The organism is Flavobacterium galactosi (assembly GCF_048158585.1).
GTDB lineage: Bacteria > Bacteroidota > Bacteroidia > Flavobacteriales > Flavobacteriaceae > Flavobacterium > Flavobacterium galactosi.
In genome coordinates, this window is the sequence record NZ_JBLNKV010000005.1 from 68,221 (window position 1) to 88,661 (window position 20,441).

The 20,441-nt window shown below is 32.6% G+C and carries 18 protein-coding genes; 11 read left to right on the forward strand and 7 right to left on the reverse strand.

Features of this window, described 5'->3' with window-relative positions:
• The first annotated feature begins 44 nt into the window (after positions 1-44).
• The 5 genes from ACM55M_RS11765 (at position 45) to ACM55M_RS11785 (ending at position 6,452) form a co-directional block, all read left to right on the forward strand.
• Positions 45-326 (forward strand): DUF4834 family protein, encoded by a 282-nt coding sequence (locus ACM55M_RS11765; RefSeq protein WP_416857852.1) that lies wholly within the window; start codon positions 45-47, stop codon positions 324-326.
• A 50-nt stretch (positions 327-376) separates the two neighbouring features.
• Positions 377-2,806, forward strand: coding sequence for a YfhO family protein (locus ACM55M_RS11770; RefSeq protein WP_416857853.1), 2,430 nt, complete (start codon positions 377-379; stop codon positions 2,804-2,806).
• Between the two features lie 49 nt (positions 2,807-2,855).
• Positions 2,856-4,157: a glycosyltransferase family 4 protein gene (locus ACM55M_RS11775; RefSeq protein WP_416857854.1), complete on the forward strand. Its 1,302-nt coding sequence runs from the start codon at positions 2,856-2,858 to the stop codon at positions 4,155-4,157.
• 15 nt (positions 4,158-4,172) lie between these two features.
• Entirely contained in the window at positions 4,173-5,636 is a 1,464-nt protein-coding gene (locus tag ACM55M_RS11780) for a lipopolysaccharide biosynthesis protein (protein WP_416857855.1), read from the forward strand.
• Positions 5,637-6,152: 516 nt separating this feature from the next.
• Entirely contained in the window at positions 6,153-6,452 is a 300-nt protein-coding gene (locus ACM55M_RS11785) for a hypothetical protein (RefSeq protein ID WP_416857856.1), read from the forward strand.
• Between the two features lie 4 nt (positions 6,453-6,456).
• Here ACM55M_RS11785 and uvrA read toward each other — a convergent pair whose 3' ends face one another.
• Positions 6,457-9,255, reverse strand: coding sequence for an excinuclease ABC subunit UvrA (gene uvrA / locus ACM55M_RS11790; RefSeq protein ID WP_416857857.1), 2,799 nt, complete (start codon positions 9,253-9,255; stop codon positions 6,457-6,459).
• Between the two features lie 430 nt (positions 9,256-9,685).
• Between uvrA and ACM55M_RS11795 the strand changes: the two genes are divergently transcribed.
• Together ACM55M_RS11795 and ACM55M_RS11800 are read left to right on the forward strand one after the other, a co-directional pair.
• Positions 9,686-10,270, forward strand: coding sequence for an RNA polymerase sigma factor (locus ACM55M_RS11795; protein ID WP_416843791.1), 585 nt, complete (start codon positions 9,686-9,688; stop codon positions 10,268-10,270).
• Positions 10,271-10,321: 51 nt separating this feature from the next.
• Complete coding sequence (locus tag ACM55M_RS11800; protein ID WP_416850357.1) at positions 10,322-10,465, forward strand: hypothetical protein; 144 nt, start codon at positions 10,322-10,324, stop codon at positions 10,463-10,465.
• 112 nt (positions 10,466-10,577) lie between these two features.
• On the opposite strand, the gene ACM55M_RS11805 is transcribed toward ACM55M_RS11800, so the two are convergent.
• A complete protein-coding gene (locus tag ACM55M_RS11805; protein ID WP_416857858.1) occupies positions 10,578-11,243 on the reverse strand; it encodes an endonuclease III domain-containing protein in 666 nt (221 codons plus the stop codon).
• Between the two features lie 93 nt (positions 11,244-11,336).
• Between ACM55M_RS11805 and bcp the strand changes: the two genes are divergently transcribed.
• Positions 11,337-11,789 (forward strand): thioredoxin-dependent thiol peroxidase, encoded by a 453-nt coding sequence (bcp, locus tag ACM55M_RS11810; RefSeq protein WP_416857859.1) that lies wholly within the window; start codon positions 11,337-11,339, stop codon positions 11,787-11,789.
• Positions 11,790-11,876: 87 nt separating this feature from the next.
• Here bcp and ACM55M_RS11815 read toward each other — a convergent pair whose 3' ends face one another.
• Positions 11,877-13,337: a TonB-dependent receptor gene (locus ACM55M_RS11815; protein ID WP_416857860.1), complete on the reverse strand. Its 1,461-nt coding sequence runs from the start codon at positions 13,335-13,337 to the stop codon at positions 11,877-11,879.
• Between the two features lie 95 nt (positions 13,338-13,432).
• Between ACM55M_RS11815 and ACM55M_RS11820 the strand changes: the two genes are divergently transcribed.
• Both ACM55M_RS11820 and ACM55M_RS11825 read left to right on the forward strand, forming a co-directional pair.
• A complete protein-coding gene (locus ACM55M_RS11820; RefSeq protein WP_416857861.1) occupies positions 13,433-14,197 on the forward strand; it encodes an MBL fold metallo-hydrolase in 765 nt (254 codons plus the stop codon).
• An 11-nt stretch (positions 14,198-14,208) separates the two neighbouring features.
• Complete coding sequence (locus ACM55M_RS11825) at positions 14,209-14,709, forward strand: hypothetical protein (protein ID WP_416857862.1); 501 nt, start codon at positions 14,209-14,211, stop codon at positions 14,707-14,709.
• Positions 14,710-14,765: 56 nt separating this feature from the next.
• Here the strand turns inward: ACM55M_RS11825 and ACM55M_RS11830 are convergent, their stop codons facing one another.
• The 4 genes from ACM55M_RS11830 to ACM55M_RS11845 all read right to left on the reverse strand — a co-directional run bounded on the left by ACM55M_RS11830 (position 14,766) and on the right by ACM55M_RS11845 (position 19,091).
• Positions 14,766-15,413, reverse strand: a complete 648-nt coding sequence (locus tag ACM55M_RS11830; protein ID WP_416857863.1) for an alpha/beta hydrolase — start codon at positions 15,411-15,413, stop codon at positions 14,766-14,768.
• Between the two features lie 4 nt (positions 15,414-15,417).
• Positions 15,418-15,744 carry a hypothetical protein gene (locus ACM55M_RS11835; protein ID WP_416857865.1) on the reverse strand — a complete coding sequence of 109 codons (327 nt, stop codon included), beginning with the start codon at positions 15,742-15,744 and terminating at the stop codon, positions 15,418-15,420.
• Between the two features lie 44 nt (positions 15,745-15,788).
• Positions 15,789-17,042, reverse strand: coding sequence for a dihydroorotase (locus ACM55M_RS11840; RefSeq protein ID WP_416857866.1), 1,254 nt, complete (start codon positions 17,040-17,042; stop codon positions 15,789-15,791).
• 120 nt (positions 17,043-17,162) lie between these two features.
• Complete coding sequence (locus ACM55M_RS11845) at positions 17,163-19,091, reverse strand: BatA domain-containing protein (RefSeq protein ID WP_416857868.1); 1,929 nt, start codon at positions 19,089-19,091, stop codon at positions 17,163-17,165.
• 182 nt (positions 19,092-19,273) lie between these two features.
• Between ACM55M_RS11845 and ACM55M_RS11850 the strand changes: the two genes are divergently transcribed.
• Positions 19,274-20,386, forward strand: coding sequence for a lactonase family protein (locus tag ACM55M_RS11850; protein WP_416857869.1), 1,113 nt, complete (start codon positions 19,274-19,276; stop codon positions 20,384-20,386).
• The last annotated feature ends 55 nt before the right edge of the window (positions 20,387-20,441 follow it).

Genomic DNA, 20,441 nt, shown 5'->3' on the forward strand with positions numbered 1-20,441 from the left:
TTTTGAACGTTGGATTTATTAATTTTGAAAAAAAATATACGTTTATGCAAACTGCTTCATTTTCCGGTTTTATAAAAGCACTTTTTTATATGGTTGCTTTCTATTACATTTTTAAATTTTTGGCGAAGTTATTCTTGCCTTTATTAGTTAAAAAAGTAGTGGAGAAAGCAGGGCAAAATTTTCAACAACAGCAACAAAATGCGCAGGATAATTCTTGGAATAAAACACAAAGCAAAGACGAAGTGATTTACAATGCTGCGAATGCCAAAAATCCTCGTGAAACCAAAAAAGTAGGAGAATATGTTGATTACGAAGAAATAGATTAAATTTGCCGTAAAAAACGCAGCTCTCATACTTTAAACCAAACTTTCAAAAATTGAAAATAATAAATAAGTTCTATCCGCACGCGCTAGCCATACTCGGTTTTGTACTAATATCTCTAATCTATTTTTATCCTGTATTACAAGGAAAACAAATTTTCCAATCGGATATTGCCCAATATACGGGAATGGCCAAAGAGCAAAACGATTTTAGAGCCTCAAATCACGTGGAACCTTATTGGACAAATTCAGCTTTTGGGGGAATGCCGACCTACCAATTAGGTGCAAAATATCCACACGATTATATTGGGATGATTGATGATGCTTTAAGGTTTTTACCGCGTCCCGCTGATTATTTATTTCTGTATTTCCTTGGTTTTTATGGGTTAATGTTAGTTTTAAAAATCGATCCTTTGAAAGCCTTTTTTGGTGCACTGGCTTTTGGTTTTTCCACTTATTTGATCATTATACTTGGAGTTGGACATAATGCAAAAGCGCATGCTATTGCTTATATGCCACTGGTTATTGCCGGTTTTATTTTAGTATTTCGAAAAAAATACATTTTAGGTGGTTTGCTGACAATGTTTGCCACAGCATTAGAAATTAATGCCAACCACTTCCAAATGACCTATTATTTGTTGATTTTCTTAATGATACTTTCTGGTTATTTTATTTATCAGGCTGTGAAAGAAAAGGAATATAAATCACTGTTATATTCGTTTGGAGTTCTGGCGGTGGCCGGGATATTTGCTTTGGGTGCTAATGCAACTAATTTATTGGCTACAGCCGAATATGCGGATTTTAGTACTCGGGGAAAAAGTGAATTAACCTTTAATCCTGACGGGTCAAAAATGACCAGTAATAGTGCCATGACTCGGGATTATATTACAGAATACAGTTACGGAATCGCCGAAAGCTTCAATCTTATTGCTCCTAGACTTTTTGGTGGTTCTAATAATGAAGCTTTGGGGACGGATAGTAAGATGTATGATTTTATGATTGGTAAAGGGGTACAAGAGGCTCAGGCTAAAGATTTTGTTTCTGGAATGCCAACATATTGGGGCGACCAGCCTATTGTAGCTGCGCCAGCTTATATTGGTGCCATCGTTTTCTTTTTAGGAATTTTGGCTTTGTTTGTTGATGAACGAAAAATTAAATATGTATTTCTCTCGGGAGCCATTGTGGCATTAATACTTTCTTGGGGTAAAAATTTACCTGCTTTGACTGATTTTTTTATTGATCATGTTCCAATGTACAATAAGTTTAGAGCAGTTTCTTCCATACAGGTGATTTTAGAATTATGTTTCCCAGTTTTAGCGATAATGGGATTACAGTCCTTTTTTAAATTAGAAAAAGAGAATGCAAAGCTGCAGCAGAAATCCTTATTAGAAGCAGGAACTTTTAGTTTGGGAGTCATTGTGATTTTGTTTTTGTGTAAAAGTTTGTTCAGCTTTTCTGGTGGGAATGATAGTTACTATTTAGAAAATTACGGACCAGATTTTGTAAGTGCGCTTAAGGAAGACCGAATGAGTTTGTACAGTGCGGATTTATTGCGTTCTGGTTTCTTTATTTTACTTTCAGCAGGTGTTTTATGGTTGTTTATAAAAAATAAATTGGCTCAAAATACAGCAATAATCTTGGTAGGACTTCTTATGATTTTCGACTTGTTTTTTGTCGATAAAAAATATGTTTCGAGTAAAGATTTTGTGAGTGGAAGAGAAGTAGAAGTGCCATTTCAGGAAACACCTGCGGATGCACAGATTCTAAAAGATACAACAAACTACAGAGTTTTTGAAGTAAGCGGTAATTTATCAAGCGCCCGAACTTCTTATTTCCATAAATCTATTGGGGGGTATAATGCGGTTAAACCTCGAAGAATGCAACAGTTATTTGATTACCAAATTGCCAAAAACAATATGGAAATCCTTAATATGTTGGACGTAAAATATGTAATTCAAACGGATAAAGAAGGAAAAGAATTTGCAACTTCGAATCCTAATGCCAACGGAAATGCTTGGTTTGTGAATAAAATAAAATTTGTTCAAACGGCTGATCAAGAAATGAAAGCATTGGATAGTTTGGATTCTAAAAATGTCGCCGTTGTAAATCAAAAAGAATTTGAAATTAAAAATAAGGTTTTCGCCAAAGACAGTTCGGCTGCAATAATTTTGGATTCCTACAAACCGAACCATTTAAAATACAGTTCGAGTAATGGGAATGAAGGTTTGGCCGTTTTCTCCGAAATCTATTACGGAAAAGGCTGGAATGCTTATATAGATGGCAAATTGACTCCTCACATAAGAGCCGATTATACACTACGAGCTCTTGTTATACCTGCGGGGAAACATACTATAGAATTCAAGTTTGAGCCACAAGTCATTAAAACAGGAAGTACAATTACACTCTTTAGTTCAATAGGGATGTTGTTGCTGTTAATTGGAGGGATTTATTTCGAAAGAAAAAAAGGATTTAAGGCTATTAATTAACTATTTAAGATTCTAGAATTTAAATTACCATTAACCTTAATCCTTGAACTTGGAATCAAAGAAACTATTAATAATTACCTACTATTGGCCACCGGCTGGCGGACCTGGCGTTCAACGCTGGCTCAAGTTTGTGAAATATCTACCGGATTTTGGAATTCAACCCATTGTGTATATTCCCGAGAATCCAACATATCCAATTGTTGATAAAAATCTAGTAAATGAAGTTTCGGGCAAAGCAATTATTCTGAAACATAAAATTTTTGAACCGTATCAATTAGCTTCGTTTTTTTCGAAAAACAAAACGAAAAAAATCAGTTCGGGAATTATTCCAAATAAAAAGAAACAAAGCTTTCTTGATAAAACCTTTCTTTGGATCAGGGGCAATCTTTTTATTCCGGATGCTCGTGTTTTTTGGGTAAAACCATCGGTTTCTTATTTAGAAAAATATATTCTAGAAAATAATATTGACACGATTGTAACTTCGGGACCGCCACACAGTTTGCATCTCATTGGATTAGAATTAAAACAAAAATTAGATCTAAAATGGTTTGCTGATTTCAGAGATCCTTGGACTACGATTGGGTATCATAAATCCTTGCGATTATCTGATTATGCAGCCAAGAAACACAAAACATTAGAACATCAGGTTTTGAATTCCGCTGATACAATTATTGTAACCAGTAAAACTACTAAAACTGAATTTCAAGCCATTACAAATAAGCCTATTGTGGTTATAACGAATGGATACGATACTGAAAATGTCGAAAAACAAACATTGGACACGAAATTTAGCTTGGCTCACATTGGTTCTTTTCTTTCGGAAAGAAATCCTTTGATGCTATGGGAATGCTTTGTTGAATTACTAGATGAAATTCCGGATTTCAAATCACATTTAGACATAAAATTAATTGGCGCAGTAAGTCAGGAAGTATTGGAAACCTTAACTCAATTTGGCTTAAATCCGTATTTGAATAATTTGGGCTATGTTTCCCATGCGGAAGCGATTGCCCATCAAAGAAAATCACAGGTTTTATTGCTTATCGAAATTGATTCCGAGGATACCAAAAGTATTATTCCGGGGAAATTATTCGAATATATGGTTTCTAACAGACCCATTATAGCGATTGGACCAAACGGTTCTGATTTTGCCGAAATCATAACAGAAACGAATACAGGAGTGTTTTTTGATTATTCCGAGAAAGTGAAGCTGAAAAGCGTAATTTTGGACTTTTATAATCAGTTTTTGATAGGAAAATTACAATCGAATGGAGTAGGTTTACAACATTATTCCAGAAAAAACCTTACCAAAGAATTAGCACAATTGATTAATTCAGACACACAGAACCTCTAACTTCTAACCTCAATAATGGGAATAGTATTAAATCAGTCTTTAAAAAATACGATAATAACCTATATTGGTTTTGGAATTGGTGGTATAAATACCATTTATTTGTATCCTGTTTTTCTTGGAGCAACTTTTTATGGTTTGACTAATTACGTGACTTCTTGTGCTAATGTGATTATGCCATTGTTTGCCATTGGAATGCAAAATACATTGGTAAAATTTTATTCTCAATATAAAACTGAAGAAGAAAAATCTCGGTTTTTATCCTTTACGGTTTTATTTCCTTTTCTGTTAATAGTTCCAATGTTATTAATTGGACTTTTCTTTTATGATGAGATTTTATTCTTTTTATCAAAAAAGAATGCAATTGTCAAAAATTATATTTGGTTGATACCATTTATTGGATTGTGTATGGCATATTTCGAAATTTTTTATGCTTGGTTGCGCGTACACATGCATTCTGTTTTTGGAAATTTTATTAAGGAAGTAGGTTTGCGGTTGTTTTCGTTATTTCTATTAATTGGAGTTTATTATAATTGGCTTAGCGTTGAAGGGTTTGTATATGCGACAGCAGGATTGTATTTTTTGGCTTTTTTGGTAACTATGTTTTATGCATTTAGTATCCAAAAACCCACTTTTCAGTTTACAATTCCAGAAAATACAAAAGAAATACTGACGTATACTTTTTATATTATTTTGTCCGGTAGTGTTGCTAATTTACTTTTGGATGGGGATAAAATGATTCTTAATCAATATATGCATATCGAGAATATTGCCTTTTATTCTGTTGCGACTTATATTGCGTTAGTGATATCTGTTCCAAGTCGTGCGATGCATCAAATCGTTTATCCTATTACTGCACGATTAATGCATGAAAACAAACATGATGAGCTAAATGATCTCTATAAAAAAACCTCGATTAATCTACAAGTTGTAGGCGGGTTGGTTATGTTGGGTATTTTTGTCAATATCAATCAGTTGTATGAAATGGTTCCGAAGGCTTATAGCGGAGGTATTTTGGTTGTTTTTATGATTGGAATCTCTAAATATTTCGATTTGATTTTAGGGAATAATAACGCAATTATTTTCAACACAAAATATTATAAAACGGTTTTGTTTTTAGGTGTCGCATTAGTAATTTTAACCATAGTCCTGAATATGATTTTTATTCCTATTTATGGTATTATGGGTTCTGCTTTTGCCACTTTATTATCGATAACATTATATAGCCTTGCCAAATTGATTTTTGTGGTTAAGCGTTTGGATTTATATCCTTTTACAAGTCAAACATTGTATTCTATAGCAATTACGTTTGTGTTGTTCTTGCTGTTTTATTTCTGGCAGTTTTCTTTTCATCCGATAATCAGTATTGGATTAAAATCTACTTTGGTGACCATTTTATATGTTTATATCAACTATAAATTTGTTATTTCTACCGAAATAAATCAAGTAATGAATAATGTGTTGAAAAAGTTTAGAAAGTAGCTTTAAAATAATTTTCATTGTTTCAAATAGTTGTAGCCAATTGCTAAAAACGTGTTATGACTTTTTTGTAATCTTTCCCACATTTAGATTTAATTTTATATAAAAAAAAGACAGTCTATAAGGACTTTGATTTAATTACAACAAACCACGTTGGTATTAAAAATCGCTTAAATTAAAGCTTTTTTATCCTAACAATATTTCTTTATAGTAATTGACTAAAAATAGTAACTGTAGGTTTTTATTTAATTTGTTGTTTTTTAGCTAATAAAGGATTTTGAATAGTGTGAATTATACAATATTTTTCAAGTATTATGTAATATTCAAAAGCCTTTTTAAAATATATTTGTACTCTGTTTTGGGTTTTAAACATAAAGATCAAATTGAAAAAAATATTAAAAAATCACTAAAAGTGGGTATTGTAGAGGCAAGGCATCGGCCTTATTTTTGCAAATGATATTTTTACAAAATATTTTTGAAAAAAACACTAAATAGCTAAAGTAATTTACCCCAATAATTATGCAAAGCAACCAATACATAAACGAAGAAAGCCTACAGAAATTTTCTACTATTATAGCTAATAAAATTAGTAATGGATTTGTTATTACTGAAAGAAATGATGCACTTCCATTTGCGGTCTTATCAAAAGATGCAAAAGCAGTAGATCACGGTTTTAATTTTTTACTTTGTTGTGTTACACTAGGTTTATGGTCCATAGCTTGGATTTATTTAACGTACGTGTCTTCCAGAGAAAAAAAAATATTAGTTGCCATCGATGAGGATGGAAATACATTTGAAGAAAAATGCTATTCTGAATAGATTTTTATAATTTATCCTTTAGGTATTTTCCAGTGATTGATTTTTTTATTTTTACTATTTCTTCAGGGGTTCCTACTGCTAATAATTTCCCTCCATTTTCCCCTCCTTCAGGGCCTAGATCAATAATCCAGTCAGCACATTTTATAAGATCCAGGTTGTGTTCGATTACAATTATCGAATGCCCTTTGTCTATCAAAGCATCAAATGAAGCCAATAGTTTCTTGATGTCATGAAAATGTAATCCTGTAGTAGGTTCATCAAAAACAAAAAGTGCTTTGTCTTTTGTGGCTCCTTTTACTAAGAACGAAGCAAGTTTTATACGTTGGGCTTCTCCACCCGAAAGTGTAGAAGATGATTGTCCTAATTGCACATATCCCAGTCCAACATCTTGCAGCGGTTGAAGTTTTTGAGTTATTTTAGCTTGCTTATGAGTAATAAAAAACGCAATTGCATCATCAATAGTCATCGTAAGAATATCGTTTATATTTTTGCCTTCAAAGGCAACTTCTAAAACTTCTTTTTTAAACCGTTTTCCGCTACAGGTTTCACAAGGCAATTGTACGTCAGCCATGAAAACCATTTCTACATTTATGGAACCTTCCCCTTTGCAGGTTTCGCATCTTCCGCCATCAACATTAAAAGAAAAATGTTTGGCCTGATATCCTCTTATTTTTGATAATTTTTCCTTGGAATACAATTCCCGAATATCGTCATATGCCTTAATATAAGTCACTGGATTAGAACGGGAACTTCTTCCAATTGGGTTTTGGTCTACGTATTCAATATGTTTGATTTGAGAAAATGAACCAGTCATTTCAGTAAATTGACCTGCTTTTTCACCTGTGTTTTCTAGCTTTTTTTGCATGGCAGGAAACAAAATTTTCTTTACCAATGTGCTTTTTCCACTTCCAGAAACACCTGTAATAACTGTCAATACATCCAAAGGAAAAGTGACATCAATATTTTGTAGGTTATTTTCTCTAGCTCCTTTTATTTCAATAAAATTCTTGAAAGATCTTCTTTTCTTTGGAACAGAAATTTCTAAATCGCCATTCAAATATTTTGCTGTAAGTGAAGTCGATTTCAGGATTTCATCATACGTACCTTGAGCAACTAAATTACCACCCAAAGTCCCTGCTTCAGGGCCAATGTCGATAATCATATCAGCCGCTTTCATGATGTCTTCGTCGTGTTCTACTACAATAACAGTATTACCTAAATCACGAAGCGACAGCAATACTTTTATCAATCGTTCTGTATCCTTTGGATGTAAACCAATGCTGGGTTCATCAAGAATATACATGGAACCCACTAAGCTGCTTCCCAATGAAGTTGCTAAATTGATACGTTGTGATTCACCGCCCGAAAGTGTTGCTGAATTTCTATTTAAAGTAAGATAATCTAAACCCACTTCAATTAAAAATGATAAGCGATTATTGATTTCTAACAATAGTCGTTTTGCAATTTGCTTTTCATAAACATCTAAATCAATGCTTTCAAAAAAGGTAACTAAATGCTTAATTGGTAAATCAACTAAATCAGAAACGGTTTTGTCATTAATTTTCACATAAGAAGCTTCTATTCGCAAGCGTTTTCCTTTACAGGAATAACATTTCGTTTTACCACGATAACGAGAAAGCATCACGCGGTTTTGAATCTTATAATTTTTTTCTTCTAATTCCTTAAAGAAATCATTTAAGCCTTGGAAGTAGTTGTTTCCATTCCAAATCAATTCTTTTTGATCTTCAGATAATTGGTAAAAAGGTTTATGGATTGGAAAGTCAAATTTATAGGCGTTGTTTACTAATTGGTCCCGAAACCAGCTCATACTTTCGCCTCTCCACGGGAAAATAGCGTTTTCAAATACTGATAAAGTTGTGTTAGGAACCACTAATTCGGCATCAATTCCTATTATATTTCCGTACCCTTCACATACAGGACAGGCTCCATAAGGATTGTTGAAACTGAATAAATGAACGTTTGGTTCCAAGAAAGTAATACCGTCCAGTTCGAAATTATTTGAATAAGAAAATGTTTTATCCGAATTTAATTCCTGTAAAAAACAAATTCCCTTGCCTTCAAAAAAAGCGGTTTGAACCGCATCCGCCAGTCTATTGTAGAATTCTTCTTCTCCCGAAGTTTCGGGATTGACAACAATTCGATCGATGATGAGTTTTATGTCTTTATTGTCTAAAGAATGTTGGTCGATTTCATCTAAACGGACCATTTCATCATTAACCAGAATCCTGGCAAAACCTTGTTGTAAAAGTACTTTTAGTTTGTCTTCCAGTTTTCGACCCTCTTCTAGATGAACAGGAGCAAGGAGTAACCATTTGCTGTCAATATCAAAACTTTTTACATCGGTAACTACATCGGTGACCGTGTTTTTTTTGACTTCTCGTCCTGAAATAGGAGAATAAGTTCTTCCAACTCGAGCAAATAATAATTTTATATAATCGTAAATTTCAGTTGAAGTTCCTACCGTAGAACGGGCATTTGTAGTATTTACTTTTTGTTCAATAGCAATTGCAGGAGCAATTCCTTTTATATATTCCACTTTTGGTTTGTCTAAACGGCCAAGAAATTGTCTTGCATATGAAGATAAGCTTTCTACATAGCGGCGTTGTCCTTCGGCATATAAAGTATCAAATGCAAGACTTGATTTTCCTGATCCGGAAAGTCCTGTGATAACAACTAATTTATTTCGAGGAATCGCAACATCTACATTTTTTAAGTTATGTACTTGTGCGCCTTTGATAATAATATTTTTCTTAGGATCTAATGTAGAAAGGTCAACTTGCATAAAAACAATTAATTTTTACAAAAGTAATCAATTTTCATTGGAGAAAAGAGGTTGAACAAATCACAAATTTTGGATTGTTAATGGAATGAAATCAGAAATACGGTTCTCCCAATTCTTTGTTGTTATTAAATTTCTTGTTAAATTGTTTTTTTAGTTGTGCTTTTTTAATTCTTAAAGCATAATAGTTTAAAAATAATATTTTTTTAAACTATTATTGCGTAAATTTATACCACCCGAATGTAAAATCTTAGCCTAAATCTTAACATTTTTATTCCTCAGATGTTAATTTTTATTAATTTTATTTGTTTGTTAAAATAATTATTTGCTAAATTTGACCATTACAATAACCCTAATTAATCACCAGCCTATAGTACAAAACTACTTTTTAGAGAAAACTCTCGATTTTAATTAAAAACTAAAAAGTATAACTATGGCTAGTACACAACTTCCAGACGCATTATTGGTTCAGGATTATGTTGCAGGTAATGAAGATGCCTTAGCATCATTAATCAAAAGACACGAATCAAAAATTTATGGGTTTATATATTCTAAAATCTCTGATAGAGATATTTCGAATGATATTTTTCAAGATACCTTTATTAAGGTAATAAGAACCTTAAAATCAAATTCTTATAATGAAGAAGGGAAGTTCTTACCATGGGTGATGAGAATCTCGCATAATCTTATTGTAGATCATTATCGAAAAACTAAAAAAATGCCCATGTTTAGAGAAACAGAGGAATTTTCTATTTTTTCAATAATGTCCGATGACTCTCTTACGATAGAAAACAAAATAATATCAGAACAAGTCGAAATGGATCTGAAAAAACTTATCGAAGAACTTCCAATAGATCAAAAAGAAGTTTTGGTGATGCGAATGTATCAGGATATGAGTTTTAAAGAAATTTCTGAAACAACTGGAGTCAGTATCAATACTGCTTTAGGTAGAATGCGTTATGCATTAATGAATTTAAGAAAAGTTATAGATAAGCATCAAATTGTTTTGACTAATTAACAATAAAACGAAACTTGCTCCGTTGTAATATAAAAACAAATTTATTACAATATGGCAAAAATTTACTCCAGAAAATCAAAAGTTACTAAGAGCATGAAGCCCGAGAAAGAAATCGTTTCTTTTTTATTGAATTATTCAAAAGCGTTAAGCATAATAAAAATAGAAGATAAAAGTTTCGAAATTATAGCTAATTAAAAAAAGTCAATTTAAGTATTGGATTTTATTGTATTGAAAAAATTCAAGGTTCTATTTTTAGGGTTTGAATAACCGGATTCTACTAGTTTTATTTTAAAATTAGTGGAATCTCCTATTTAGAGGATTTCTTTTTATTATAATATTCATCTAAAACTGATTTTTTTCCAATCGTTTTGGTGATAATATCTTTATCTAAATCCCAACCACGTGCGGGTGAATATTGCCGTCCATACCAAATGATTTGTAAGTGTAAATCATTCCATATTTCCTCCGGAAAAATGCGTTTAGCATCCTTCTCTGTTTGAACCACATTTTTTCCATTGGTCAAGTTCCAGCGGTACATTAATCGATGAATATGGGTGTCGACAGGAAAAGCTGGAACACCAAAAGCTTGAGACATCACTACGCTTGCGGTTTTATGTCCCACTGCCGGCAGTTCTTCTAAAAATTCAAAACTCTGTGGTACTTTCCCACCATGTTTATCAATTAAAATATGAGATAAACCGTGAATACCTTTCGATTTCATTGGCGATAAGCCACAAGGTCGTATGATTTCCTTAATTTCTTCTACTGACATTTTTATCATATCATACGGATTATCCGCTTTCGCAAAAAGCAAAGGGGTAATTTGATTCACGCGTACATCCGTACATTGTGCCGAAAGTAAAACTGCAATCAATAAAGTGTAAGGATCTTTATGGTCTAACGGAATAGGAATTGTAGGATATAATTCTTTTAACGTATTTATAACAAACGTTACACGTTCTTGTTTATTCATTATTCATTAAATTTGATTTGTAAAGAAAAACAATTTCAAACTCAATAGCAAAATTCAAATTCAATTCAAATAAATAAAATAAAAATATAAATAATGACAACATTAAAAAAAGGAGATAAAGCACCCAATTTTTCTGGTCTGGATCAAGACGGAAAAGTGCATCAATTAACTGATTATAAAGGAAAAAAGCTAGTCGTTTTCTTTTATCCAAAAGCTAATACACCTGGATGTACTGCCGAAGCTTGTGATTTAAGAGATAATTTTGAGCGTTTCAAAGCCAATGATTATGAGCTTCTGGGTGTAAGCGCTGATCCACAAAAAGCTCAGGCTAAATTTAAAGAAAAATATGATTTTCCTTTTCCATTATTGGCCGATGAAGATAAATCAGTAATCCAGGCCTTTGGAGTTTGGGGGCCGAAGAAGTTTATGGGAAAAGAATATGACGGGATTCACAGAACTACTTTCGTGATAGATGAAAACGGAATTATTGATGCCGTGATTTCTGATGTGAAAACTAAAGCGCATGCTGCTCAGATATTGAAATAATCTTAAAAATAAACATGAAGAAAGAGCCAAGAAATAAGACCATTTTAATCTCTTTTTCTTGGCTCTTTCTTCTTGACCTGTAAACTATTAATTGCTTTCTTTCAATAGTTTACTTGGGTCATACCCAAAAAGGTGATGTTCTTTTATAATTTCAGCAATACCGGAAGGTAGCATAGTTTCCCAACCTGGTTTTCCTTGACTGATCATGTTGAGTACTTCACGAGAGAATACCTCCAGAATATTAGGATCATAATCTACAATATCAACAACTTTGCCATTGAATTTGAAGAATTTGTACAATTCTTTCATTCTAGGATGTACTTTCAAATTGTCTGAAGTGATAATTTCACCATTTTCTCCCATCATTGGATACAAAAAGACTTTCATGTCTCGGTAAAATAATTTTCCAAAAGCTTCCAGAATTCCACCACTCAAATGACGGTAGTATTTTTCGTCAAAAATATCAACCAAATTATTTACACCCATTGCTAATCCCATTCGAGCTTTGGTATAATTGGCAAAATATTCCACCACTTTATAATATTCTTGAAAATTAGAAATCATTACCGTTTGTCCTAACGAACAAAGTAATTCGGCACGATCCATAAAATCTCTTTCGTCAATTTCACCATCTGAACGTAAATTCGAAAGGGTAATTTCAAAAATAACAAGTGTATTATCGACTTCTACTTTATTCTCATTCAGAAACATTTTTAATGATTTCTCATACATGTCCATGTTTACTTTTGTAACCGGACGAAAACTTCCTCTAAAGGCAAGAATGTTTTTTTTGTATAATATGGCTGCAGGAAGGATGTTCTTTCCATCGGGATTAAACATAACCGCATCAGTCATTCCATTTTTAACCAGCTGTAAACTCATCAAACGATTGTCTACCTCGGAAAAACGCGGTCCTGAGAAATTAATTGTGTCTATTTCTAGCTGATCTTTATCTAAATGATCGTATAAATATCGCAATAGACGTTTAGGATCGTTGTATTTATAATAAGCGCCGTAAATTAAATTTACACCGAGGATGCCAAGTGTTTCCTGTTGCAGTCGAACATCTGTTTCCTTAAAACGAATGTGAATGATGATTTCATTATAATCCTCATCGGGTTCAATTTGATAGCGAATACCTACCCAGCCATGTCCTTTAAATTGTTTGGCAAAATCGATGGTAGCTACTGTATTGGCATAGCTAAAAAACATTTTATTGGGATGTTTTTCCCTGCTCAATCGTTCTTCGATTAATTGCCCTTCAAAAGTGAGCATTTTTTTAAGTCGGCTTTCGGTAACGTAACGGCCGTCCTCTTCTATACCATACACGGCATCACTGAAATCTTTGTCATATGCTGACATCGCTTTTGCAATAGTACCGGAAGAACCACCTGATCTAAAAAAATGTCTTACAGTTTCTTGCCCAGCACCAATTTCTGCGAAAGTTCCGTAGATATTTTCATTCAAGTTGATACGAAGTGCTTTGTCTTTTACGGAAGGAATTTGCTCGATGACTTTGTCACCTTTTAATTTTATTTCAGTACCCATTTTATTTTAAATATGGCTAATATGTTACAAAGTTAATTAAATAGGTTTCTAATGAAAGATAATTAACCCTATTTTTGTAAAAAAATCTAATTGAATTGAAGGTATATTTTTTAGGCACTGGCACATCACAAGGTATTCCTATTATAGGAAGCAATCATCCCGTATGCAAAAGCACTGATTTTAAGGATAAAAGGCTTCGGGTTTCGGTTTGGGTCTCTTGGGAAAACCATTCATTCGTAATCGATTGCGGACCTGATTTTAGACAACAGATGCTTTCTTCCAATTGCCAAAAAGTGGATGGAATCCTATTTACTCATGAACATTCAGATCATACTGCCGGTTTAGATGATATTCGTCCGTTTAATTTTAAACAAGGCGAGATTCCAATTTATGCGCATCAAAGGGTTATTGATAATCTAAAAAAGCGTTTCGATTATGTTTTTGAAACCGTAAATAGATATCCCGGAGCACCATGTGTAGAAACAATTGAAGTGGTCAATAATCAACCCTTTTCTATTGGCGATAAAACGGCTATTCCTATAGATGTAATGCATGCGGGTCTTCAGGTTTTTGGGTATAGAATAGATGATTTTGCCTATTTGACCGATGTGAAAACAATTGAAGAAAGCGAAATAGAAAAGTTAACAGATCTAGAAGTATTGGTGATAAACGCTTTGCGTGAAGAATCTCATATTGCGCATTTTAATTTGCAGGAAGCGTTAGATTTTATAAATTTGGTCCAACCTAAAAAAGCCTATATTACTCACATCAGTCATATTCTTGGTTTTCATGAAGAAGTGCAAAAAAGACTTCCTGAGAACGTTTTTCTTGCATATGATAATTTAGAAATTACAATTTAATCAGTCTTAAAATGAAAAAATCATTATTACTTTATGCTTTTATTCTAGCTTTATTATTTAATGTTTACACCTATATGTTCTTGAGCAAAGAAGTAACTTTTGAACAAGATAGATACAAAAAGGTAACCACAAAGTTGAAAGATAGTTTGAATTCAGTTAAAAATAAATTAGTGGATGCCAACTATTTTTCTTTGGAAAAAAATGAAAATGCCCAAAATTATTTTGAATCTTCAAACTCAGGAAAGATAATTCAATATGAAAAATTAATTCCCTTTGTAACCGAGAAATTATTGGATTATAATTCAAATCCTAATGGAAATCCTTATGTAGGACAAGATAAAATTGGTACTAATAAGTTTATAATCAATAAAGTTAGAATCATAAATCATCGTTGGATTATTGCGGATTTTAGTGATGGCGAAATTTGGGGAGAAGTACTGTTGAAATACTTTGTCAATGATGACGACAGCATTACTTTTGAAGTGAATCAATCGTTATTGTATCAAAAATAAAGCTTTCTTTGTTTTAGTCGCAATATTAAGTGTTCATTGGGACTGAAAACTAAAAATTAATTTTCAAGAAGCCAATTCTTGAAATCATAAAAATTTTGTGGCGCTACACCATGCCCTACAGGATATTCCTTATAGGTTGATTTTATGCCCAATTTATCCAAAAAGGGTTTTGTTTTTCTGGCCCATTCGACAGGAATTACCTGATCTGCAGTTCCGTGAGAATGGAATATTTTAAGTTTTGTAAGATCGTTTCGTAAGTAATTTTCTTCCAAAATAGGTTCACTTACATAACCACTCAATGCAATGACTCTTTGCACTTTATCAGGATGCGATAACGCTATTGCATAACTTAAAATCGAGCCCTGGCTGAAGCCAACCAAAGTAACGCTTTTAGAATCAATCGGATAGGTTTCAATTAATTCATCAATAAATTGAGCGATTAAATCTCTTGAAACTTTTGCCTGTTCATGATCTGAAAATTTATTTTCATCAGCATCAAAATTGATAGCATACCAAGCATAAGCACCATATTGCATGTTATACGGAGCTCTTGCTGAAATGATGTAATATTCATCAGGAAGTTCAATTGCAAACGAAAATAAGTCTTCTTCGTTGCTGCCGTAACCGTGTAATAAAAGTAAAAGCGGATTTTTGTCTAATTTTATTTTGGGTTCTCTTATTTTATATTCTAAAGATAAATTCATTTGATTATGATATGTTTTTAAGCCATTTTTGGAAATAAGTACCTAATAAAGGAACTGGTTTTGTTTCGCCTTTTATAGCACTGGTAATACCATAGGACCATAAAACGAATACAAAAATCCACATGGGGGCAGAAATCATTAAGCTGTCAAAATTGCTGATAATTAGTCCCAAGGATATAAATGTTAAAGTAAGTCCTAATCCTTGACGGATGTGGAATGAAGCAAAAGTATTCTTGTCCTCGGAATTCATTGACATCGCTATAAATACGCCTATTCCTAAAATATAACTTGTAATTGCAGCAGTTTTTCCTGCTTCGGTAGTGTTATTCATATTTTTTACTTTTTCTCACTTTGGGTCTTTGTGAGATTTTTTATTTATGCTAAAATTAATTTTCCTTGATTCAGAATCCCGTAAACTTTTCCCTTTATTTCCGCTCCCAAGAAAGCGGAATTTTTTGATTTCGATAAAATGGATGATTTTGTAAAAATGCTTTTTGGTTCCGGGTTGAATAGGGTAATGTTAGCCTTTGAGCCTTCATTAATGGTTTGTATATCGATACCAAACCTAGATTTTCCGGATGTCAATTTCTCTATTACTGTTTCTAATGACAGTACTGTCATCAAAGCACCAAAAGCACTTTCTAGTCCAATTGTCCCATTTTTGGCCGTATCAAACTCCATTTTTTTATGTTCGATGTCAATCGGATTATGGTCGGATGTGATCATATCGATTGTTCCGTCTTTTATTCCTTTTAACAACGCTTTTCTATCGGTTTCTGTTCTCAGCGGTGGTGAAACTTTATATCTTGTATCGAATTCTTCCAGTTTTTCATCCGTTAAAACTAAATTATGGACTGCTACACTACACGTTACATTTAATCCATTAGCTTTCGCCTCTTTAATTAATTGAACTGATTTTTTAGTTGAAATAGCTGGAATGTGTAATTTTCCTCCAGTGTATTCTAACAGAAATAAATTTCGTGCGATTTGTAATTCTTCGGCAAGATTTGGAATTCCTTTCAAACCTAATCGGGTAGAAACAATCCCTTCATTAGCCACTCCATTTCCTTTTATGTTGCAATCTTGAGCAAATGCAATAACCAATCCGTCAAAATCCTGTATGTATTGTAAGGCTATTTTTAGCAAATTGGCATTGTCAATACTTTTATTATAATCTCCAAAAGCGATAGCGCCCGCTTTTTTCATATCGTATAATTCCGCCATGTCTTTTCCTTCACTTTGTTTAGTCAAAGCGCCTATCGGGAAAAGTTGTGTTGCAAATCCATGCGCTTTGTTTACCACAAAATTTACTTGAGATTGATTGTCAATAATAGGGAAGGAGTTGGGTTGTAATGCAATTGCGGTAAAACCACTTTTAGCAGCTACATCAAGTCCGTTTGAAATAGTTTCTCTGTCTTCAAAGCCAGGTTCTCCAAGCGAAACACTACTGTCAAACCAGCCTTGGGAAACATGTAAATTATCCAGTTTTAGTTCGTCTGTTTTTTCTAAATTAGGAATAGAAGTTCCTATTTTTTTTATAAAACCATCAACAATTAAAATATCTACTGTCTTGTTATGAAAAGGACTTTTCGAATCGATAATTTTTGCTTCTCTGATGATTAATTTCATAGGTAGATAATATTTGTTTTTTAATAGAATATGGAATTCGCATAGTTGCATTAACTTTTACGACCAAATTACGGTCATGCTCATTTCATATTGATTTTTTAATTATTTGACCTTCGTTTTTTACTTTACGAATCGTATAATTACCATTTCAGTTATTAGAAATAACAGCGCAAAGATAAGAAACCATTTCCAAATTTGATTATCGGTTCTGTCAGTTTGTAAAGTGTCAAAAAACGATGTTATGGATTCCGTTATTTTATAATTAGAAAGGAGATTTTCATTGGCTGCAGCCAAATTACTTTCGGTTCTATTATAATTAAAACTGATGTTTTCTACCCACTCTTTTTTATTGTAAATACTGTAATTCCCAGCTTGTTCCGGATAATCATTGAAAATCATTTTCACTTTATTATTCAAAATTTGTTGAGTAGGAATAAATTGTTCGTCTGAGCCTTTAACTGTTAAAATATCGTCTTTGTTTAAAGAAACGTCTGTCAGATGGGGACTACTATTTCCTATTATTAAAGCACTTATGGCATTGTTTTGGTTGTTCATCGCCATTTTATAAAAGGTTGGTACAATCAATGGCGATTGTTGGAAGTTTGAATTTTCCGTATTGATTGGTGCTGAGAAAATGAAAACTGCAGCAACCGAATTGGCTAATGAAGTCAAGAAAATACTTTGGTCCTCATAGAATAAAGCGGCAGGACTTGAGCTGGATAAACCAAACGAACTTTTTGTCTTTGGATATTGAAAATTAGTGACTTTATTTTCGAAAACGGTATTGAATATAGGATGATTAAAATTGATTTTAGTAATCAGTTTTTCTTTGTTTTCCAAAGCTGTGAATTTTAGGTTTCCAAAACTCGTCAAAAATGAATTCAAATTAGCAACCGAAGCCCCTGCTGATGGAATTACAATTAAATTGCCACCTTTTTCCACAAAAGATTTTAAAGTGGTTTGGAGCGCTTGTGGAATTTCATCCAATTCATTTAAAACAATCGTATTTTGCTCTTCCAGTTTGTTGTAATCCAGCGACCCTAAAGTATAATTGTTGAAATTGAATTCTTCATTCGTATAAATTCGGGAAAGAAAGTTGCTTTTTTCTGGTTCGCCAATACTGATTACGTTCGTTTTCTTCGTTTTTGAAATGCTAAAAAATAAAGTGTTATCATAACCCAAACCATTATCAACTAGCGATACATAACCATGAAAAGCCTGTTTTGGAATCGTAAAATTAAGCGTTTTTTTCTTTGGGTCTAATGCTACAATGGTCTTAGCAATAAGTTTGTTGTTATTATATAAAGAGATAGGAATGGGATTGAAATCTTCGCCATAACCGGATAATTGGACACTGATTTCATAAAAAGTATCGAGTGTTTTATTGATGAAAACGCTGTCAATGGAAACGTTGTTTTTTTGTTCCGCTTTCGGGATTATGAATTGCGGAGGATTAGTTACGTCACTATTTTTTAATTGCTTTTCATCAAGTCCTATGGCATCCGTAATGACAACAATTTCTTTTTTAAACGCCGATTTATGCGCTTTTATTTTTGCCATTATACTAGTAAGTTGAAATGGCGTAGCACTGTATTTAAGATTTTGTAAAGAACTTCGAACCGACTTTATATCCGTATTCCAATAATTTTCAGAATTGGTAAGCAAAGAAAAATTTACATTTTCCGGAGTGTCTTCCAATAATTCCTGAACGGCTCGTTTTAGCAATTCCCCTTTTTTGCCTTTGGCTTGCATACTGAAGGAATTATCCAAGATGATATACAATTCATTAGTGGCGTTTTTGATGTCTTTTGAATCGAAAAAAGGTTGCGTAAATGCTACAATAATACAAGTGAGTACTAATAAACGACAGATGAGAAGCAACCATTTTTTGATTTTGGAGCTTTTTCTGGTTTGTATCGACAATGCTTTTAAGAAACGAACATTAGTGAAATATTCTTTTTTGAAACGGCGTAATTGAAATAAATGAACCAAAATTGGTACAATCAATAAGAATAGAAAGTATAAAATTTCGGGATGTTTAAAGTGCATTTTGATTTCAAGTTTACTTCATTGGATTCTATTTTCAATGGAGTTCATTGAATTTGATTATTCAAAAATACAAATTAGTTGACAGTTTTGTTTGAAGTTGGTATGATTTTTCAAAGGAATAAACAATTGGCATTGATTATAAAATATTTATGTATTTTAGCTTTTCAATAAAATTTAAAAACATGAAAAATTCGTATGTTGTTCTTCTTTCAATTTTCATTTTAACAAGCGTGCAAGCACAAAAAAACAAATTCAATTTGCTAATTGGAACTTATACCAACAGCTGTGAAAGTAAAGGAATTTACACCTATGATTTTGATTCAAATACTGGAGGTTTTAATCTTAAAAATACTACTGATAATGTTATAAACCCAAGTTATTTGACCGTTTCCAAAAATAATAATTATGTTTATTCAGTAAATGAAAATGGAGCTGAAAGTACGGTAAGCTCTTTTGGTTATAATCCTTCAAGTGGAAAATTAAATTTAATCAACAAACAAAGTTCCAAAGGAGCTGATCCTTGTTATATTATTAATGATGATAAAAATGTAATTGTTGCCAATTATTCGGGTGGAAATATTTCAGTTTTCGGTAAAAATAGCGACGGAAGTATTACTGAAGCTAAGCAAGTAGTGCAACACTATGGAAAAGGAATTAATGTACAAAGACAGGAACGTCCGCACGTGCACATGGTTTATTTTTCTCCGGATAAAAAATTTATTTTGTCTAATGATTTGGGGAATGATAAAGTGTATTCGTACCAATACAATCCGAATGCTACAACTGAAATTTTGAAAATTAAAGATAGTATTTCAGTTAAATCAGGGAGTGGACCAAGACATTTAACGTTTAGTAATGACGGAAAATTTGTTTATTTACTGCAAGAATTAGACGGAGCGCTAACGGTTTTCAGTTATTCAAACGGAATATTAAAAAAAATAGACGAAACTACCATTTTAGCCAAAGATTTTAAAGGAACTTTCAGTTCTGCGGACATTCATATTTCGCATGACGGAAAATTTTTATATGCTACAAATAGGGGTGAAGCGAATACGATTTCAACTTTTAAAATTCTAAAAAACGGGAAATTACTATCGAAAGGACAAACGAGTACTTTGGGAAAAGGACCTAGAAATTTTGCTATTGATCCCACAGGTAAATTTCTTTTGGTAGCGCATCAATATTCGAATGATGTAGTTGTTTTTAAAAGAAACATAACTACGGGATCGCTTACTGATACTGGAAAAAGAATAGCTTTGTGTTCTCCGGTTTGTTTGGTTTTTACAAAGAATTAAACTTAAAAATGCAAAAAAAAGGCTAAAAACGAGTCTCATTTTTAGCCTTTTAAAT

What these genes read in the sequence shown, in the direction of transcription:
- ACM55M_RS11765 (WP_416857852.1), top strand. Translation starts at nt 45, where the DNA reads ATGCAAACTGCTTCATTTTCCGGTTTTATAAAAGCACTTTTTTATATG.
- ACM55M_RS11780 (WP_416857855.1), top strand. Translation starts at nt 4,173, where the DNA reads ATGGGAATAGTATTAAATCAGTCTTTAAAAAATACGATAATAACCTAT.
- ACM55M_RS11845 (WP_416857868.1), bottom strand. Translation starts at nt 19,091, where the DNA reads ATGCACTTTAAACATCCCGAAATTTTATACTTTCTATTCTTATTGATT.
- ACM55M_RS11850 (WP_416857869.1), top strand. Translation starts at nt 19,274, where the DNA reads ATGAAAAATTCGTATGTTGTTCTTCTTTCAATTTTCATTTTAACAAGC.
- ACM55M_RS11825 (WP_416857862.1), top strand. Translation starts at nt 14,209, where the DNA reads ATGAAAAAATCATTATTACTTTATGCTTTTATTCTAGCTTTATTATTT.
- ACM55M_RS11830 (WP_416857863.1), bottom strand. Translation starts at nt 15,413, where the DNA reads ATGAATTTATCTTTAGAATATAAAATAAGAGAACCCAAAATAAAATTA.
- ACM55M_RS11785 (WP_416857856.1), top strand. Translation starts at nt 6,153, where the DNA reads ATGCAAAGCAACCAATACATAAACGAAGAAAGCCTACAGAAATTTTCT.
- ACM55M_RS11840 (WP_416857866.1), bottom strand. Translation starts at nt 17,042, where the DNA reads ATGAAATTAATCATCAGAGAAGCAAAAATTATCGATTCGAAAAGTCCT.
- bcp (WP_416857859.1), top strand. Translation starts at nt 11,337, where the DNA reads ATGACAACATTAAAAAAAGGAGATAAAGCACCCAATTTTTCTGGTCTG.
- ACM55M_RS11795 (WP_416843791.1), top strand. Translation starts at nt 9,686, where the DNA reads ATGGCTAGTACACAACTTCCAGACGCATTATTGGTTCAGGATTATGTT.
- ACM55M_RS11805 (WP_416857858.1), bottom strand. Translation starts at nt 11,243, where the DNA reads ATGAATAAACAAGAACGTGTAACGTTTGTTATAAATACGTTAAAAGAA.
- ACM55M_RS11800 (WP_416850357.1), top strand. Translation starts at nt 10,322, where the DNA reads ATGGCAAAAATTTACTCCAGAAAATCAAAAGTTACTAAGAGCATGAAG.
- uvrA (WP_416857857.1), bottom strand. Translation starts at nt 9,255, where the DNA reads ATGCAAGTTGACCTTTCTACATTAGATCCTAAGAAAAATATTATTATC.
- ACM55M_RS11815 (WP_416857860.1), bottom strand. Translation starts at nt 13,337, where the DNA reads ATGGGTACTGAAATAAAATTAAAAGGTGACAAAGTCATCGAGCAAATT.
- ACM55M_RS11835 (WP_416857865.1), bottom strand. Translation starts at nt 15,744, where the DNA reads ATGAATAACACTACCGAAGCAGGAAAAACTGCTGCAATTACAAGTTAT.